Here is a 15746-nt window from a genome sequence, read left to right on the forward strand (position 1 = left end):
ACAGGAGAGTTGTGGCTAAGGTCCGCGTCTACGAGCTCGCAAAAGAGCTCGGGGTGGAGAGCAAGACCATCATGACGAAGCTCACCGAGCTCGGTGAGTTCGTCCGTTCAGCGTCATCGACCATCGAACCCCCCGTGGTTCGCAAGCTGCGCGACGCCTTCCCGGCGCAGCAGCAGGACGGTGCAGCGAAGCCAGCGGCGAGCAAGCCGTCCGGCCCGCGCCCCGGCAAGCCGGCTCCGGCCGCGCCCGCCCCGAGCGCACCGGCCGAGCAGGCCCCCGCTGCTGCTGCGCCCGCAGCACCGTCGGCACCCGTCCCGGCTCCGGCCCCGACGCCCGCCCCGGCGGCTCCTGCTGCCCCGGCAGCCGAGAAGCCTGCAGCCCCCGCCGCAGCGGCTGAGAAGCCTGCCGCCCCGGCTCCGTCGGAGACCCCGCGCCCGGCGGCGCAGAGCGGCACGCCCGCCCCGCGTCCCGGTACGCCCCGTCCCGGCAACAACCCCTTCGCGACGAGCCAGGGGATGCCGCGCTCTGACAAGCCGCGTTCCGGCACGCCGCGCCCGGGGAACAACCCCTTCGCGACGAGCCAGGGCATGCCCCGGCCCGGACAGCGTCCCGAGCGCACAGAGCGCACGGAGAACGTCAACCCGTCGGCCCCGGCCGCGAACACCGGTGAGCGCTCGGGCGGACCTCGTCCCCCCGCGCCTCGCCCCGGCGCACCGCGACCGAACCCGGGCATGATGCCCGGCCGCAGCGCGGCCGTGGGTCGTCCCGGCGAGCGTGCCGGCGGCGGCGGTGGCCGTCCCGGTGGCGCTCCGGGCGGTGCCCGTGGTGGCTACCAGGGTCGTCCCGGTGGCGGCACCGGTGGTCCCGGCGGCGCTCCGGGTGGAGCACCCGGTGGGTTTGCAGGTCGTCCCGGTGGTGGCGGTCGTCCTGGTGGTGCCGGTCGCGGCAGCACCCAGGGTGCCTTCGGCCGTGCCGGTGGTCGTCCCGTCCGTGGGCGGAAGTCGAAGCGCGCGAAGCGTCAAGAGTTCGAGCAGATGCAGGCTCCGTCGCTCGGTGGTGTGCAGGTCCCTCGCGGGAACGGCAGCACCGTCGTCCGTCTGCGTCACGGCTCGTCGCTCAACGACTTCGCCGACAAGATCGACGCCAACCCGGCCAGCCTCGTCACCGTGCTGTTCCACCTCGGTGAGATGGCCACGGCGACGCAGTCCCTCGACGAGGACACCTTCGGGTCTCTCGCCGCGGAGCTCGGCTACGTCATCGAGATGGTCTCGGCCGAGGAAGAGGACCGCGAGCTGCTCGGCGGCTTCGACATCGACCTCGACGCCGAGCTGGACGCCGAGGGCGACGACGAGCTCGAGGCTCGTCCGCCCGTCGTGACCGTCATGGGTCACGTCGACCACGGTAAGACCCGCCTCCTCGACGCCATCCGCAAGACGGACGTCGTCTCGGGCGAGGCCGGTGGCATCACCCAGCACATCGGTGCCTACCAGGTCCACCACGAGCACGAGGGCGTCGACCGCGCGCTCACCTTCATCGACACCCCGGGTCACGAGGCGTTCACCGCCATGCGTGCTCGTGGTGCCCAGGTGACCGACATCGCGATCCTCGTGGTCGCAGCCGACGACGGCGTCATGCCCCAGACGGTCGAGGCGCTCAACCACGCCCAGGCCGCCGGTGTGCCGATCGTGGTCGCGGTCAACAAGATCGACAAGGAGTCGGCCAACCCCGACAAGATCCGCCAGCAGCTCACCGAGTACAACCTCGTGGCTGAGGAGTACGGCGGCGACACCATGTTCGTCAACGTGTCTGCCCGCGAGGGTCTGCACATCGACGACCTGCTCGACGCCGTCATCCTCACCGCCGACGCTGCGCTCGACCTCCGGGCCAACCCGGACAAGGACGCACGCGGTGTCGCGATCGAGGCCAACCTCGACAAGGGCCGCGGAGCCGTCGCGACGGTCCTCGTCCAGTCGGGGACGCTGCACGTCGGCGACTCGATCGTCGCCGGTACGGCTTACGGCCGCGTCCGTGCGATGTTCGACGAGCACGGTGTGCCCGTCGAGGCAGCCACGCCGGCACGTCCGGTCATGGTCCTCGGTCTGACCTCGGTGCCCCGCGCCGGTGACACGTTCCTCGTGGCTCCGGACGACCGCACGGCTCGTCAGATCGCCGAGAAGCGTGAGGCAGCCGAGCGTGCAGCCCTCCTGGCCAAGCGTCGCAAGCGCATCAGCCTCGAGGACTTCACGCAGGCGCTCCAGCAGGGCAAGGTCGAGACCCTCAACCTGGTCCTCAAGGGTGACGTCTCCGGTGCCGTCGAGGCGCTCGAGGACGCTCTGCTCAAGATCGACGTCGGTGACGAGGTCGACCTGCGCGTCATCCACCGCGGTGTCGGTGCGATCACGCAAAACGACGTCAACCTCGCGACGGTCGACAACGCCGTCATCATCGGCTTCAACGTGAAGACCGGTGAGCGCGTGGCCGAGCTCGCCGACCGTGAGGGAGTGGACATCAAGTTCTACTCCGTCATCTACCAGGCGATCGACGACGTCGAGGCAGCGCTCAAGGGCATGCTCAAGCCCGAGTACGAAGAGGCTCAGCTCGGCACCGCCGAGGTCCGCGAGATCTTCCGTTCTTCCAAGTTCGGGAACATCGCGGGTTGCCTCGTCCGCTCCGGCACGATCCGACGCAACACCAAGGCGCGCGTGCTCCGTGGTGGGACCGTCGTCGAGGACAACCTCTCGGTCGAGTCGCTCAAGCGCTTCAAGGACGACGCCACCGAGGTCCGCGAGGGCTACGAGTGCGGTATCGGCCTCGGGTCCTTCAACGACCTGCGCGTGGACGACGTCATCGAGACCTTCGAGATGCGCGAGAAGCCGCGCTCGTAAGGCCTCACCCTGCCGGTCCCGCCGTCGCGCCCTCGTGGTGCGGCGGCGGGACCGGCATCTTCATCTCACCAGCAGTGCACGATGCAGCGCCCCGCGCGGCTGCAGGACGAAAGGAACTGTCATGGTCGACCACCCCAGGGCACGCAAGCTCGCCGACCGCATCCAGGTCATCGTCGCCCAGATGCTCGACACCCGGATCAAGGACCCGCGTCTGGGCTTCGTGACGGTGACGGACGTCCGCGTGACCGGTGACCTCCAGAACGCCGCGGTGTTCTACACAGTCATGGGCGACGAAGAGGCACGGACCGGCACGGCCGCAGCCCTCGAGAGCGCCAAGGGCATGATCCGCTCCGAGGTCGGCAAGCAGACCGGGATCCGGCTGACCCCCACGCTCGAGTTCCACCTCGACTCGGTCCCCGAGATCGCCGAGAAGTTCGGCGAGGCCCTCCTCGAGGCCCGTCGCCGCGACGCCGAGCTCGCCGCCCTGCGCGCCAACGCGACGTACGCGGGGGACGAAGACCCGTACAAGCACGGGGACGACGAAGACGACGACGAGAGCACGCCCACCCCGACGGCCTGACGTGGTCTCCCTGGGCGGGACGCCCAGAGACCGCCGCTGACCGAGGTCAGCGAAGACCGGGCGACGTGGCTGGCAGCCGGGCGGACGAGATCCGCCCGGCTGCCACCGTCGTGCGGTGAGACGCCCCGCCACCCGCCGGCCCCCGGGCCTGCGCGGGTGGCACGACCCCGGAGCGAGACCGCCCGTGGCGCGCGAGAGGAACGACGCGATGTCTGAAGAACCCACGCCTGGCGCGCGACGCACCCGCGCCGACCGCCCTGCCCGTCCTCGCCGCCCGACGGCTCCTGACGGCCTCGTGCTGGTCGACAAGCCCGCCGGCTGGACCAGCCACGACGTCGTGGCACGGACCCGCGGTCTCGCCGGCACCCGCAAGGTCGGTCACGCCGGGACCCTCGACCCGATGGCGACAGGCGTCCTGGTCCTCGGCATCGGCCGTGCGACCCGGCTGCTCACCTACGTGGTCGGTGCGGACAAGGAGTACACGGCGACCATCCGGCTCGGCCAGACGACCTCGACGGACGACGCCGAGGGGGAGGTGACCTCCACGCCCGGCGCGGCAGGCGTCACGGCGGAGTCTGTCGCGGCGGGGGTCGCGCGGCTCACGGGGGAGATCCAGCAGATCCCCAGCTCGGTGAGCGCGATCAAGGTCGACGGCAAGCGGGCCTACGCTCTCGTGCGGTCGGGCGAAGAGGTCACGCTCGACGCACGGGCCGTGACGATCAGCCGCTTCGACGTCCACGCGCTGCGCGAGGTCGAGGTGGACCTCGCGCAGGGGCAGGGCGCCTCGGAGGTCTCGGACGCCTCGGAGTTCGTGGACGGCGCGGACGCACCGGTCGGGGGGACCGGCGTGACCGTCGTAGACGTGGACGTGACCGTCGTCTGCTCCTCGGGCACGTACATCCGTGCGCTGGCACGCGACCTCGGCGCCGACCTCGGCTGCGGCGGGCACCTCACGGCGCTGCGACGTACGCGCGTCGGCGGCTACACCATCGAGGCAGCCCGCTCCTTCGAAGCCCTCGAGTCGCAGACGGACGCGGACGGGGTCCTCGCGACGATCCCGCTCGCCGACGCAGCGCGCGCCACCTTCCCGGTCCGTGACCTCACGGCCGAGGAGGTCGTCGCGCTGTCCTACGGCCAGTGGCTCGAGGCCTCGGGGACAGCGGGGACCACCGCGGCGGTCGCACCCTCGGGGGAGCTCGTAGCCCTCGTCGAGGACGTGACCCGCAGCGGCCACGAGAAGGCCAAGCCGGTGATCGTCTTCGCGCCCTCCCAGGGTGAGACCTCGAAGGGCACGACCACCTAGGACACTGCCCTGCGCACCGCCACCTGGTCCCCGGACCGTCACCGGATTGCGTCCTGCCCCGTCGGGCGTGGCACCCTTGTCCAGTCGTGCCACGCACGTCGACCAGCCCGTCACCGGCTCAGGCGACCTGACCCGGACATCGCCCGAGGAGCCTTCAGTGCAGCTGTGGACCGACCTGGACCAGATCCCCGCAGGGGTCGGACCGTCCGTCGTGACGATCGGCAACTTCGACGGCGTCCACGCGGGGCACGTGCAGGTCCTCGGCCGTCTGGTCCAGCGCGCCGCCGAGCTCGACGCGATCTCCGTGGCCATCACCTTCGACCCGCACCCGGCCCAGGTGCACAGGCCTGACGAGGCGCCACCGCTCATCACCGGTCTCCAGGACAGGCTGCTGCTCCTCGAGGAGACCGGCATCGACGCCGTCCTCGTCCTGCCGTACTCGCTGTCGCTGGCCGGGCTGACGCCCGAAGAGTTCGTGTCGCGCTACATCGTCGACGCGCTCGGAGCCGTCTGCGTGGCCGTGGGCCGTGACGTCCGCTTCGGGCTCGGCAACTCTGGTTCGTTGGACACGATGGTCGAGATCGGCGAGAGGCTCGGCTTCGTCGTCGACGTGATCGACGACGTCGGCGACGGCCCGGCGCCGCGCTGGTCCTCGAGCGCCGTGCGCGAGCTCTTGCTCGCCGGAGACGTCCGGGCCGCCGGTCAGATGCTCGGGCGCCCGCACAGGCTCCGCGGCGAGGTCGTGCACGGTGACGCGCGCGGACGGGACCTCGGGTACCCGACGGCCAACCTGAGCCAGGACGCGCAGGGCATCGTCCCTGCCGACGGCGTGTACGCCGGCTGGGTCGTCCGCCCGTCCTCCGGCGACCAGACCCCGCTGCCCGCAGCCGTGTCGATCGGCACCAACCCGACTTTCGACGGGCTCCAGCGCCGTGTCGAGGCCTACGTGCTCGACCGGACAGACCTCGACCTCTACGGCGAGGAGATCCTCGTCGAGCTCGTCGAGAGGCTCCGGCCGACCCTGAAGTTCGACTCCCTCGACGCGCTCGTCGAGCAGATGGCCGCCGACGTCGTGCAGGCGCGCGACATCTTGGGCGCAGAGCCTCGTCGCGGACAGACCGCGGACGGTGCCGACGCCGCAGACCAGCCTGGCGCCTCGGGGCTGTAGAGGGTGGCGGGTGAGGGCACCCAGCCGCAGGGGAGCGTGGCGGGCCCGGCGGTCGTCGCGGCGACCTCTCTGGTCGTCGGCTACGGGGACGTCCAGGTCTGCGCGCCCGTCGACCTCTCGCTGCGGCCCGGGCAGAGCCTCGCCGTCATCGGGTCCAACGGGTCCGGCAAGTCCACTGTCCTGCGGACGGTCCTGGGTCTGCTCGCGCCCGTGTCAGGGCGGGTCGAGGTGCTCGGTCGCGCTGTCGACGAGCGCGACCGACGCTTCCGGGCAGGAGTGGCGGGGGTCCTCGACGCGGACGCCTACTTCCCCGGTCTGACCACGCGTGAGCACCTGGTGCTCACGGCGCGCGGGTTCGGGGTCCCGGAGGCAGGTCGCGTGGTCGACGAGGTGCTCGAGGTCTTCGGGATCTCCCACCAGTCCGACACCGTGCCCGAGGCGCTGTCGTCCGGGCAGCGCAGGCGCCTGCTGCTCGCAGCCGGGTTCGTCAGACCGCGAGAGCTGCTCGTCCTCGACGAGCCCGAGCAGCGCCTGGACGTCCGGATGCGGCGAGACCTCGCCGGCCTGCTGCGTGAGGAGACCGCCCGGGGCGGGGCCGTCCTCTACGCCACGCACGACGAGACGCTGCTCCGGGAGACAGGGAGCCCGGCGCTGCTCGTCGGAGACGGCGTGAGCCGGCTGGTCGCGCCCGGTGAGGCGGCCGACCTCCTCGCCGCCGGGCTCTGAGATGCGCACCCTCACGGCAGACCCCGAGGAGCAGCTCACCGGGCGAGAGATCCGCAGGCTCACAGCTCGCGCCGCCGCTGCCCGCTCGGGCCGCGGTGCCGTCGAGGTCCTCAGCTCTGTCGCCTACGCGGTCGTGTGCGTCGCGGTCACCGTCGGGCTGGTCGTCGGGATCGCCGACGCCGTGCGCGGCGTCGTGACGCTCTCGTCGGATGCGCAGGATCCTGACATGGTGCTCTCCCTCGACGCCGTCCGGGCGATGCTCTGGACCGTCGTCGGTGCGCTCTCTGTCAGCCTGGCAGCCCGGCTCGGACCCGTCGGCGTCTCGGACGCCGGTGTGCGGTGGTGGGTGCCGACGGGGGTCGACAGGTCTGGCCTGCTCGTCGGCAGCTGGTGGAGCACTCTCGCGACCTGGACCGTCGGCACGTCGGTCGCGGCGACGACAGTCGCCGGTGTCACAGGCGTCCCGGTGACGGCAGCTGCGCTCGGGGGCGTCGCGCTGGTCGGCGCGGGGGCCGGCGCGCTCCTCGTCGCCGCGGTCGGGCTCCTGCAGGCTCGCGGGATCGCCGGGTCCGCCCGGCGTGCCGCTGATGGCGTGGTCGCCCTGGTCCCCGTGCTCGGTGTCCTGTGGATCCTCGTCGGCAGCGGCCCGTGGTCGGGGTCGGACGACGGAGGCGTCGCCGGTCCGGCGCCGACCTCGGGTCTGTGGCTCGTCGCCGTCGTGCTCGCCGCCGCAGCGCTGGTCGTCGTGCTCGTCTGGCGACGGTCGCTCGGTCGGCTGAGCGCGTCGGTGCTCGCCGAGCGTGCTGGGACCGCGCAGCACGCCGGAGCCGCGACGCTCTCCCTCGACACCCGCGAGCTGGCGCGTGCTCTCGGTCGGGGCCGGGCCGGACGCACCCGCCGACCGTCTCGGCGGCTGCGCGTCGTCCGTGGGCCTCGCACAGCTCTGCTCGTCGCCGAGGCCCTCGCGCTGACCCGCACCCCGGGTCTGCTGCTCGCGGTACCTGCCCTGGCCTGCTCTGCGGTCGTCGCGCAGCAGGTCCCCGCCCTGCGGGACGGGGCCGGTCTCGTCGTGGTGACGGCTGTCGTCGGGCTCCGCGCCGCGCAGACGGGTGCGCGCGGGGCCAGCGAGGCTGACGTGTCACCCGCGCTCGACGCGATGCTGCCCCTCGGGTCACGGACCACCCGGGTGCTGCGGACGGTCTTCCCCGCTGTGGTCTCGGGCGTGGTGCTGCTCGCTGCCCTCGCGCCCGTTGTCGTCGAGGCCGGCGCACCGCTCGGTCCGTGGGTGCTGCTCCTCCTGTTCGCGGGTGCGGGCTTCGGGGCTGCTGCTGTCCGGGGTGCGTACCGCAGGCCGCCCGACTGGTCCGCCCCGCTGCTCGCGACCCCGGCCGGCGCCCTGCCGACGGGGGCGGTGTCGTCGGCGCTGCGCGGACCCGATCTCGCTCTGGTCGTCGTCGTGCCGCTCGCCGTGGCGGTCGTCGTGGGGGCTGCGTCGTGGGGACTCGTCGTCGCGCAGGCTGTCGTGGCCGTCGGTGCCGTGGTCGTCGCCTCGTGGGTGCCGGCGCCGGACCACGGATGACCGGTCCAGGGTCCCCGGTACGTGGTGCTCTCGGCGGGGCATCTCGACAGGGCTGCATCCACGCGCAGGAGGTCGCGCGGGGCGCACGGGGGGCGGGGGAGGGGTGTCAGGCCCTCCCTCCCGGCCCTGCTAGACTTGCACAGCCGTTAGATCGGCCGCGGAACCAGAGAGCTCGGGTGGACATGCCCCGGAGCACCGCGCAACGAGAACACACTAGGAGAGCCGTGCCCCTCGACAACGCCACGAAGCAGCGCATCATGACCGAGTACGCCACCACCGAGGGCGACACCGGTTCCCCCGAGGTCCAGGTCGCGATGCTCACGCAGCGCATCCTCGACCTCACCGACCACCTCAAGGAGCACAAGCACGACCACCACAGCCGTCGTGGTCTGCTCCTCCTCGTCGGAAAGCGTCGTCGCCTCCTCGGATACCTCCAGAAGGTCGACATCAACCGCTACCGCAGCCTCATCGAGCGCCTCGGCCTCCGTCGCTGATAGCGTGATATCTAGCCCGGTCCCATTCTCTGGGGCCGGGCTAGTTCGGTATCACTGAGGAATCGCTGCACACTCATCACCCACCGTCCGCTTCCGACCGCATCGTCCGGTCCTCGGTAGTGGCCCCCGGACCCGCGCACGCGCGCGAGACGTCCGTAGGCCTCGATCGAAGACCGCCGTGCGGTGTGCGCCGCGGACACTCGCAGAACAGGAGGGCACCCGTGGAGGGTCCCGAGATCGAGTTCGAAGAAACAGTCATCGACAACGGGCGCTTCGGCACCCGCACCGTCCGTTTCGAGACGGGCCGCCTGGCCCGCCAGGCTGCCGGGTCGGCAGTCGCGTACCTCGACGGCGAGACGATGCTGCTGTCGGCCACCACGGTCGGCAAGCACCCCAAGGACCAGTTCGACTTCTTCCCGCTGACGGTCGACGTCGAAGAGCGCATGTACGCCGCGGGCCGCATCCCCGGCTCGTTCTTCCGTCGCGAGGGACGCCCCAGCACCGAGGCCATCCTCACGTGCCGTCTCATCGACCGCCCGCTCCGCCCGACCTTCGTCAAGGGCCTGCGCAACGAGGTCCAGGTCGTCGTGACCGTCCTCGCCGCCCACCCCGACGACGCCTACGACACCCTCGCGATCAACGTCGCGTCGCTGTCCACCCAGCTCTCCGGCCTGCCGTTCTCCGGCCCGGTCGGTGCTGTCCGCATCGCGCTCGTCGACGGCCAGTGGGTCGCCTTCCCGAAGTACTCCGACAAGGAGAAGGCCGTCTTCGACATGGTCGTCGCCGGTCGTGTCGCCGGGGACGACGTCGCGATCATGATGGTCGAGGCCGAGGCCACCGACAACTCCTGGAACCTCATCAAGGACGAGGGCGTCGCTGCCCCGACCGAAGAGGTCGTGGCCGAGGGCCTCGAGGCCTCGAAGGTCTTCATCCGCCAGCTCTGCGAGGCCCAGGCCGCGCTCGCCGCCCGCGCTGCGAAGCCGGTCCGTGAGTTCCCGCTCTTCCTGGACTACCAGGACGACGCCTACGCCGCGATCGAGGCGCAGGTCGCCACGCCGCTCGGCCAGGCGCTCACCATCGCGGACAAGCAGGACCGCGAGGCCCGCCTCGACGAGGTCAAGGCCGAGGCGCTCACAGCCCTCGCCGACCAGTTCGAGGGACGCGAGAAGGAGCTGTCCGCAGCCGTCCGCTCCGTGACCAAGAAGCTCATCCGCCAGCGCGTCCTCACCGACGGTGTCCGCATCGACGGTCGTGGGCTCGCCGACATCCGCACGCTCTCGGCCGAGGTCGAGGTCGTCCCCCGCGTGCACGGTTCCGCGATCTTCGAGCGTGGCGAGACCCAGATCATGGGCATCACCACCCTCAACATGCTCCGCATGGAGCAGCAGATCGACTCGCTCGGTCCGGAGACGCGCAAGCGCTACATGCACAACTACAACTTCCCGCCGTACTCGACCGGTGAGACCGGCCGTGTGGGAAGCCCCAAGCGTCGTGAGATCGGGCACGGTGCACTCGCCGAGCGCGCCCTCGTCCCCGTCCTGCCGACCCGCGAAGAGTTCCCCTACGCGATCCGCCAGGTCTCCGAGGCGCTCAGCTCCAACGGGTCCACCTCGATGGGTTCCGTCTGCGCCTCGACCCTCTCGCTGCTCAACGCCGGTGTGCCGCTGCGCGCAGCCGTCGCGGGCATCGCGATGGGTCTCATCTCCGACACCGTGGACGGCCAGCCCCGCTACGCGGCGCTCACCGACATCCTCGGAGCCGAAGACGCCTTCGGCGACATGGACTTCAAGGTCGCCGGTACCCGTGAGTTCGTCACGGCCATCCAGCTCGACACGAAGCTCGACGGCATCCCCGCCTCGGTCCTCGGCGGTGCGCTGACCCAGGCCCGTGACGCGCGCTTCGCGATCCTCGACGTGCTCGCCGAGGCCATCGACGTGCCCGACGAGATGAGCCCGCACGCTCCTCGCGTCATCGCGGTCAAGGTCCCCGTGGACAAGATCGGCGAGGTCATCGGCCCGAAGGGCAAGATGATCAACCAGATCCAGGAGGAGACGGGCGCGGACATCTCCATCGAGGACGACGGCACCGTCTACATCGGTGCCACCGACGGCCCCTCCGCAGAGGCCGCCCGCGCGGCGATCAACGCGATCGCCAACCCGCACGTGCCCGAGATCGGCGAGCGTTTCGTCGGGACTGTCGTCAAGATCGCTCCCTTCGGTGCGTTCATCTCGCTCTCGCCGGGCAAGGACGGGCTGCTCCACATCAGCCAGATCCGCAAGCTCGTCGGTGGCAAGCGCGTCGAGAACGTCGAGGACGTGCTGAGCATCGGCCAGAAGGTCCAGGTCGAGATCGGTGAGGTCGACCCCCGCGGGAAGCTCTCGCTCCACGCCGTGGTCGACGAGACCGAGGCCGAGGCTGGTCAGGCAGACGCCTGACGTGCCCTGGAACCTTCCGCTCGACCCCGCCGGCTCGCCGGCGAACGAGCTGACCGCCGGGCAGGACGGGGCGACGATCCGTCGCTCTGTCCTGCCCGGCGGGGTCCGGGTGCTCACCGAGCACATGCCGGGCCTGCGGTCAGCCACCATCGGTGCCTGGGTGGGCGTCGGCTCGCGCGACGAGACGAGCGGCCACTTCGGCTCGACACACTTCCTCGAGCACCTGCTGTTCAAGGGGACCCAGCGCCGCACGGCGATGGACATCGCCGAGGCCTTCGACGCCGTCGGCGGCGAGGCCAACGCCGGCACCGGCAAAGAGCACACGGTCTACTACGCCCGGGTGCTCGACTCCGACCTGCCGATGGCTGTCGACGTCATCACCGACATGGTCACCTCGGCCCGCCTCGACGAGGACGAGCTCGAGACCGAGCGCGGCGTGATCCTCGAAGAGCTCGCCATGAACGACGACGACCCGTCGGACGTCGTCCACGAAGAGTTCGCCGCCGCGGTGCTCGCCGGGCACCCGCTCGGTCGGCCGATCGGCGGGACCCCCGACACGATCCGCGCCGTCCCGCGCGCTGCCGTGTGGGAGCACTACCAGTGGCACTACAGGCCCGAGACCCTCGTGGTCTCGGCTGCTGGCGGCGTCGACCACGACGCGCTCTGCGACCAGGTGTCGCAGGCGCTGACCGACGGTGGCTGGGACCTGGCTGCAGGTGCCACACCGCGTGCGCGGCGCGACAGCGCCGACCTCACAGGTGTCGGCGAGGTCGGCACCGAGCTCACCGTCCGTCGGGCGGTCGAGCAGGGGAACGTGATCATCGGCTCGACAGGGATCTCTGCGACCGACGACCGCCGGTTCATCATGTCGGTGCTCTCCGCGGTCCTCGGCGGCGGGATGTCGTCGCGGCTCTTCCAGGAGATCCGTGAGAAGCGCGGCCTCGCGTACTCGACCTACTCCTTCGCCTCAGGGCACGGCGGCATCGGGACCTTCGGTCTCTACGCCGGCTGTGCCCCGGCGAAGATCGACGAGGTGAGCGAGCTCATGGTCCTCGAGCTCGAGAAGCTCGCCGACTCCGGGATCACCGCCTCCGAGCTCGCGCGGAGCATCGGGCAGCTCTCGGGCGGTCTGGTCCTCGGGCTCGAGGACACGGGTTCACGTATGAGCAGGCTCGGCAAGGCAGACCTCGTCACCGGGGAGCTGCTGAGCGTCGCCGAGTCGCTCGAGCGGATCCGCACCGTGACCGCCGAAGACGTCCAGGCGCTCGCCAAGGACCTCGCGGCACGACCGCGGTCCACCGTGCGCGTGGGGCCCTTCGGGGACTGACTCTCGGGGCCCGTCATCTGGCCCGAGACGACGTCACGACACGTCACCGCACAGCAGCAGCAGCACGACGAAGCCGCCGTCAGGCAGCCTCGCTCCTCAGGGAGCGACGCTCTCTGACGGCGGCTTCGTCGTGGGGGTCGCAGAGTCTGGCGCGGCGACGTGCGCGACGCCGGTCTCGCTGATCAGCGGGCCGGCAGCGGGGCTGTCTCCGAGGGCGAGGTGCTGGTCTTGGTCTCCGCAGAAGTCCGCTGAACCGATGTCGCCTCCTACCAGGAGGTGGAGCGCGCGCGCCGAGCCGATGGTCCGTGTCGAGGCCACGAGCACCCCGCACGCTCCGGCGACCAGGACGAGCAGGTCGGCGTCGAGGCGCACCAGGAGAGAGGCGACGGCGACGGCGAGCAGGAGGACCGCGACCGCGCCCTTCCAGGCCGACGAGACGCCGCTCGAGAGCGCCGGGGGTGAGCCGAGGACCCAGGCAGCGACCAGGGTGGCGGCGACCACGAGGAACCCGGGGTCGAGGAGCACAGGCCACCCCGTCGCTCCGAGGGAGGAGGAGACGAAGAAGATCCCGCCTGCCGCCTGGAGCAGCACCGCTCCACCGCAGAGGAGCACGACGACAGCAGCCGCCACGTGCGTCGCCCGGTCGACCTCGCGGGCGAGGACCGAGCGCGGAGAGGGTGTGCTCGTCCACTGTGCGGTCGGGACGACGGCTGAGCCAGAGAGAACGGCTCGAGGGTGGACTCCGATCGCGTCCGCGCCGAGGCGACCGTCGTGAGACGGTTCCCGCAGGCCCACCCGGGGACGACCTGCCCACGCAGGCGACTCGAAGGTGCGGAGCAGCAGAGGACCGACCCAGAGCGCAACCGCGACGATGGCAGGTCCGGTCGCGGAGAGCAGGTCGAGCGACCACGTGGGTGTGGCGATGAGGTCTCCCTGGTGGAGCGGGGTGCCGTCCCCGGGCCAGGCGAACCAGGTCTGCGACGGCAGCCCGTCGCGCAGGGCGCGGGTGCTGTGGACCCCGTCCAGCCAGGCCGCCGCGGTCCAGACGGCGAGGAGCCCGGAACCCGTCGCGCTCGGCCACCACCACCGAGCGCCGTCGCGGTTCGAGACGGCCCACGACAGCACGGTCACGACGAGCGACGTGCTGGTCGTCCATCCGGTGTACGGGGTGAGCAGAGCATCTGACCCGGCGCGGACGAGCGTGTCCACGACAGGCTCCGCGAAGAACACGGACCACGAGGCGAGCGACTGCGTTGCTGCTGCTGCGCAGACAGTGGCTGCCGCAGCGCACGCGGACCACAGAAGACTTCTGAGAGATCTCACACCGGAGCATCGACACCCGGGACGTCGGGCTTGAGCCAGGGCCTATAGGCTGACGCCCGTGACTGGACAGCCCTCTCAGACGATCAGGGTCGCGGTGCTCGGCGCCGACGGCCGCATGGGACGTGCGGTCTGCGCCGCCGTCGACGCAGCACCCGACCTCGAGCTCGTGGCGCAGGTGCGCGCCGGTGACGACCTGGCGGCGAGCCTCGACGGCGTCGACGTCGCGGTCGACTTCACGGTGCCCTCGGTGACCGAGGCCAACGTGCGCACCCTCGTCGATGCTGGTGTGCATGCCGTCGTCGGGACGACAGGCTGGACCGACGAGAGCCGTGGGCGCATCAGCGACCAGCTGGCTGCGCGGGCCGACCACGGGTCCGAGGTCGGGGTGCTCATCGCTCCGAACTTCGGGCTCAGTGCTGTGCTCGCCATGACCTTCGCCGCGAAGGCCGCCAGGTTCTTCGAGTCGGTCGAGGTCGTCGAGCTCCACCACCCGGACAAGATCGACGCGCCGAGCGGCACCGCCCGGCACACCGCCGCCGCGATCGCCGCAGCACGCCGGGAAGCCGGAGTCGCGCCGAGCCCCGACGCGACCGAGACAGGCTTCGACGCGCGTGGCGCCGACGTCGACGGCGTCCGCGTGCACGCCGTCCGGCTGCGCGGTCTCGTCGCGCACGAGGAGATCCTGCTCGGCAACGAGGGGGAGCAGCTCGTCATCCGCCAAGACTCCTTCGACAGGAAGTCCTTCATGCCCGGCGTGCTCCTCGCGATCCGCGAGGTCGTCAGCCGGCCCGGCCTCACGGTCGGCCTGGAGAACGTCCTCGACCTCTCGTGAAGATCCGCCCGCTCCTCGGCGCCGTCGCCGTCACGGCGCTCTTGGCCCTGTACGTCGTCGCGGTCTTCGGCAGGGTTGTGGCCCTCGTGCAGACGGGTGAGCCCGTCGCGGTGGTCTTCGGCCTCGGTGTGGCCGTGGTCCCGGTGCTCGTGGTCGCGCTCGTGGCCCGCGAGTGGTGGACCGGCGTGGTCGTCCAGCGCATGGCGGACCGTCTCGCCGCGGACGGCGAGCTGCCTGTCGACACGCTCCCGCGCTCCCCAGGCGGCCGGATCGACAGGTCCGCGGCCGACGAGCAGTTCGGCGCGTACAGGGCGCGGGTCGAGGCCGAGCCGGAGAGCTGGCGTGCGTGGTACCTGCTGGCCTTCGCCTACGACGCCTCGGGGGACCGTAAGCGCGCCAGGTCGTCGCTGCGCACGGCGGCAGGGTTCTTCCGCGCGGAGCAGCGCACCCGCTGACATGCGACCCTGAGCCGGAGCATGCGCGCGCCACCTGCTCGGCGCAGCGGCGGCGGACAGGCGAGGGACGCGTCAGGCTAGCGGTCGAGGGACGCCGACCACCGTCGTTCTGCGACGGGACGCCCCGCCACGTCGAGGACGCGGGTCCGGCCGTCCTCGGCCAGCCCAGCCCCTGCGAAGAAGGCCTCGCGCGCCGTGTCGCCCTCGAGCACCCAGGTGCTCAGGTCCTCGGCCCCGTCGGCACGGAGCCTGTCCACGGCAGCAGACAGCAGCCGAGATCCGTGCCCGGAGCGCTGGGCGGTCGGCAGCACCTCGAGCGCGACGACCTGACCTGGCGCGACCGCCACGAAGCCGACGACGTCAGCCCGCTCGCAGGCCACGAGGACAGCGAAGTCCCGGCCGGGCGGAGAGGTGATCGCCGTCTCCCAGCGCTCTCGCATCTGGGCGACGTCCAGGTCCGCGAGCGCCTCGTCGCCGAGAGCGCTCCCGTGCGCGGCCCGCCAGGCCTCGACCTGGATGCGGACGACGTGGTCGGCGTCCTCGGGCAGGGACGGGCGGACGGAGACGTCTGCGGACTCGGTGAACAGTGCCATGGCGCGACCCTACCGGCTGCGTCTCGTCAGCGACCGCCCGGAGCCG

At 71.6% G+C, this 15746-nt stretch carries 13 protein-coding genes; 11 read left to right on the top strand and 2 right to left on the bottom strand.

The window, feature by feature from the left end; all coding sequences use genetic code 11:
• The first annotated feature begins 11 nt into the window (after window positions 1–11).
• The 9 genes from infB to ASG53_RS06765 all read left to right on the top strand — a co-directional run bounded on the left by infB (window position 12) and on the right by ASG53_RS06765 (window position 12497).
• Window positions 12–2885 carry a translation initiation factor IF-2 gene (infB, locus tag ASG53_RS06725; protein WP_056130048.1) on the top strand — a complete coding sequence of 958 codons (2874 nt, stop codon included), beginning with the start codon at window positions 12–14 and terminating at the stop codon, window positions 2883–2885.
• A gap of 121 nt (window positions 2886–3006) precedes the next feature.
• The gene (gene rbfA, locus ASG53_RS06730) at window positions 3007–3465 is read left to right on the top strand and encodes a 30S ribosome-binding factor RbfA (RefSeq protein WP_056130052.1); all 459 of its coding nucleotides are present in this window, start codon (window positions 3007–3009) and stop codon (window positions 3463–3465) included.
• Between the two features lie 208 nt (window positions 3466–3673).
• Window positions 3674–4768: a tRNA pseudouridine(55) synthase TruB gene (truB, locus tag ASG53_RS06735; RefSeq protein WP_056130873.1), complete on the top strand. Its 1095-nt coding sequence runs from the start codon at window positions 3674–3676 to the stop codon at window positions 4766–4768.
• 157 nt (window positions 4769–4925) lie between these two features.
• On the top strand, window positions 4926–5936 hold the full coding sequence (locus ASG53_RS06740) for a bifunctional riboflavin kinase/FAD synthetase (RefSeq protein ID WP_056130055.1): 1011 nt from the start codon (window positions 4926–4928) through the stop codon (window positions 5934–5936).
• 36 nt (window positions 5937–5972) lie between these two features.
• Window positions 5973–6662: an ABC transporter ATP-binding protein gene (locus ASG53_RS06745; RefSeq protein WP_056130877.1), complete on the top strand. Its 690-nt coding sequence runs from the start codon at window positions 5973–5975 to the stop codon at window positions 6660–6662.
• A gap of 1 nt (window position 6663) precedes the next feature.
• Window positions 6664–8241: a DUF6297 family protein gene (locus ASG53_RS06750; protein WP_156382684.1), complete on the top strand. Its 1578-nt coding sequence runs from the start codon at window positions 6664–6666 to the stop codon at window positions 8239–8241.
• A 224-nt stretch (window positions 8242–8465) separates the two neighbouring features.
• Complete coding sequence (rpsO, locus tag ASG53_RS06755; protein ID WP_056130060.1) at window positions 8466–8735, top strand: 30S ribosomal protein S15; 270 nt, start codon at window positions 8466–8468, stop codon at window positions 8733–8735.
• A gap of 221 nt (window positions 8736–8956) precedes the next feature.
• Window positions 8957–11170 carry a polyribonucleotide nucleotidyltransferase gene (locus ASG53_RS06760; protein ID WP_056130064.1) on the top strand — a complete coding sequence of 738 codons (2214 nt, stop codon included), beginning with the start codon at window positions 8957–8959 and terminating at the stop codon, window positions 11168–11170.
• Between the two features lies 1 nt (window position 11171).
• Entirely contained in the window at window positions 11172–12497 is a 1326-nt protein-coding gene (locus ASG53_RS06765) for a M16 family metallopeptidase (protein ID WP_056130067.1), read from the top strand.
• A gap of 96 nt (window positions 12498–12593) precedes the next feature.
• Here the strand turns inward: ASG53_RS06765 and ASG53_RS06770 are convergent, their stop codons facing one another.
• A complete protein-coding gene (locus tag ASG53_RS06770; protein WP_156382685.1) occupies window positions 12594–13706 on the bottom strand; it encodes a hypothetical protein in 1113 nt (370 codons plus the stop codon).
• A 172-nt stretch (window positions 13707–13878) separates the two neighbouring features.
• Here ASG53_RS06770 and dapB point away from each other — a divergent pair, with 172 nt between their 5' ends.
• Entirely contained in the window at window positions 13879–14652 is a 774-nt protein-coding gene (dapB, locus tag ASG53_RS06775) for a 4-hydroxy-tetrahydrodipicolinate reductase (RefSeq protein ID WP_268793412.1), read from the top strand.
• Window positions 14649–15107, top strand: coding sequence for a hypothetical protein (locus tag ASG53_RS06780; protein WP_056130073.1), 459 nt, complete (start codon window positions 14649–14651; stop codon window positions 15105–15107). Before dapB ends, ASG53_RS06780 begins: the two co-directional genes overlap by 4 nt.
• 77 nt (window positions 15108–15184) lie before the next feature.
• Here ASG53_RS06780 and ASG53_RS06785 read toward each other — a convergent pair whose 3' ends face one another.
• Window positions 15185–15700 (bottom strand): GNAT family N-acetyltransferase, encoded by a 516-nt coding sequence (locus tag ASG53_RS06785; protein WP_056130075.1) that lies wholly within the window; start codon window positions 15698–15700, stop codon window positions 15185–15187.
• Window positions 15701–15746 lie beyond the last annotated feature (46 nt).

Origin of the sequence: Sanguibacter sp. Leaf3 (assembly GCF_001425965.1) — a bacterium.
Taxonomy (GTDB): domain Bacteria; phylum Actinomycetota; class Actinomycetes; order Actinomycetales; family Cellulomonadaceae; genus Sanguibacter; species Sanguibacter inulinus.